The 2,500-nt window shown below is 54.6% G+C and carries 1 tRNA gene and 2 rRNA genes (1 of these 3 cut by a window edge); all 3 read left to right on the top strand.

The features are described 5' to 3' along the window. Positions 1 to 1,841 (top strand): 23S ribosomal RNA (locus C5J24_RS31555) (it extends 958 nt beyond the left edge of the window). A gap of 240 nt (positions 1,842 to 2,081) precedes the next feature. Then, positions 2,082 to 2,196, top strand: a 5S ribosomal RNA gene (gene rrf / locus C5J24_RS31550). Positions 2,197 to 2,409: 213 nt separating this feature from the next. Further along, positions 2,410 to 2,486 (top strand) — tRNA-Met (locus C5J24_RS31545). Positions 2,487 to 2,500 lie beyond the last annotated feature (14 nt).

The raw sequence follows: 2,500 nt of genomic DNA, 5'->3' as shown, positions 1-2,500 counted from the left end.
CCCGGGAGTACTAATCGGCAGACACACGGCGGGTGCTAACGTCCGTCGTGAAAAGGGAAACAACCCTGACCTCCAGCTAAGGTCCCCAAGTCATGGCTAAGTGGGAAAGGATGTGAGGATCCCAAAACAACCAGGATGTTGGCTTAGAAGCAGCCATCATTTAAAGAAAGCGTAACAGCTCACTGGTCTAATTAAGGGTCTTTGCGCCGAAAATGTAACGGGGCTAAAGCCATGCACCGAAGCTGAGGATACGTCGCAAGACGTGTGGTAGCGGAGCGTTCCGTAAGCCTGTGAAGGAGGACCCGTGAGGGCCTCTGGAGGTATCGGAAGTGCGAATGTTGACATGAGTAACGATAAAGAGGGTGAGAGACCCTCTCGCCGAAAGACCAAGGGTTCCTGCTTAAAGTTAATCTGAGCAGGGTTAGCCGGCCCCTAAGCCGAGGCAGAAATGCGTAGGTGATGGGAACCACGTTAATATTCGTGGGCCTGGTGGTAGTGACGGATCGCAAAAATTGTTCAACCTTATTGGATTGGTTGGGCAGTGGGGCGGTTCCAGGAAATAGCTCCACCGTATAGACCGTACCCGAAACCGACACAGGTGGTCAGGTAGAGCATACCAAGGCGCTTGAGAGAACTATGTTGAAGGAACTCGGCAAATTGCACGCGTAACTTCGGAAGAAGCGTGACCCCATTTTGGGCAACCATAATGGGGTGGCACAGACCAGGGGGTAGCGACTGTTTATCAAAAACACAGGGCTCTGCGAAGTCTAAAGACGACGTATAGGGTCTGACGCCTGCCCGGTGCTGGAAGGTTAAGAGGAGAGGTGCAAGCTTTGAATCGAAGCCCCAGTAAACGGCGGCCGTAACTATAACGGTCCTAAGGTAGCGAAATTCCTTGTCGGGTAAGTTCCGACCTGCACGAATGGCGTAACGACTTCCCCGCTGTCTCCAACATAGACTCAGTGAAATTGAATTCCCCGTGAAGATGCGGGGTTCCTGCGGTCAGACGGAAAGACCCCGTGCACCTTTACTATAGCTTTACACTGGCATTCGTGTCGGCATGTGTAGGATAGGTGGTAGGCTTTGAAGCGGGGACGCCAGTCTTCGTGGAGCCATCCTTGAAATACCACCCTTATCGTCATGGATGTCTAACCGCGGTCCGTTATCCGGATCCGGGACAGTGTATGGTGGGTAGTTTGACTGGGGCGGTCGCCTCCGAAAGAGTAACGGAGGCGCGCGATGGTGGGCTCAGACCGGTCGGAAATCGGTCGTCGAGTGCAATGGCATAAGCCCGCCTGACTGCGAGACTGACAAGTCGAGCAGAGACGAAAGTCGGTCATAGTGATCCGGTGGTCCCGCGTGGAAGGGCCATCGCTCAACGGATAAAAGGTACGCCGGGGATAACAGGCTGATGACCCCCAAGAGTCCATATCGACGGGGTTGTTTGGCACCTCGATGTCGGCTCATCGCATCCTGGGGCTGGAGCAGGTCCCAAGGGTTTGGCTGTTCGCCAATTAAAGCGGTACGTGAGCTGGGTTCAGAACGTCGTGAGACAGTTCGGTCCCTATCTGCCGTGGGTGTAGGAATATTGACAGGATCTGTCCCTAGTACGAGAGGACCGGGATGGACATATCTCTGGTGGACCTGTTGTCCTGCCAAGGGCATAGCAGGGTAGCTATATATGGAATGGATAACCGCTGAAGGCATCTAAGCGGGAAACCAACCTGAAAACGAGTATTCCCTATCAGGGCCGTGGAAGACGACCACGTTGATAGGCCGGGTGTGGACGTGCAGCAATGCATGAAGCTTACCGGTACTAATCGCCCGATTGGCTTGATCGTTCTCATTGTTTGTGCTCATCAAGCTTTGCTTGATGATGCCAAAGACCTTTGTCCTGACGCTGACGCGACCCAATGGGTCGCTACGCTGCGGACGGCCCGCGCCAAAAGGCGCGACGGCCGCGGGCCTGTATGGGTGCCAAAAGCACTCGTCAGATCTGGAAAGGTTCAAAGACGTGTTCAAAAGACTAAAAAAGAGGTCGAAAGACCTCACCAGCTTCTCACAATGTTGCGCTTCGCTGACCTGGTGGTCATTGCGGGGCGGCCGCACCCGTTCCCATTCCGAACACGGCCGTGAAACGCCCCTGCGCCAATGGTACTCCGTCTCAAGACGCGGGAGAGTAGGTCGCTGCCAGGTCTGCAAAACGCAACATATCTTCTCAATCCACGAAAACTAACGGCCCTTAAGCCGACCAAAGGGCCGCTCACAAGCGGCCTTTCGTCGTTCAAGGGAAACTTGCAGTGCGTCCCTTGCAGGAGACAAATCGCCTTCGGCAATTTGCTCCGGCAGAAGCGTAAACTGCCAAGCAGTTTACGCACCGCGATAAATCCCGCAGGGATTTACGCTTAACGCGGGGTGGAGCAGCCCGGTAGCTCGTCAGGCTCATAACCTGAAGGCCGCAGGTTCAAATCCTGCCCCCGCAACCAAATTCCAAAAACTC

The sequence above is a fragment of the Neorhizobium sp. T25_27 genome, from assembly GCF_002968565.1.
In the GTDB taxonomy this organism is placed as follows: Bacteria; Pseudomonadota; Alphaproteobacteria; order Rhizobiales; family Rhizobiaceae; genus Neorhizobium; species Neorhizobium tomejilense.
This window is presented reverse-complemented; position numbering and strand designations above follow the sequence as displayed.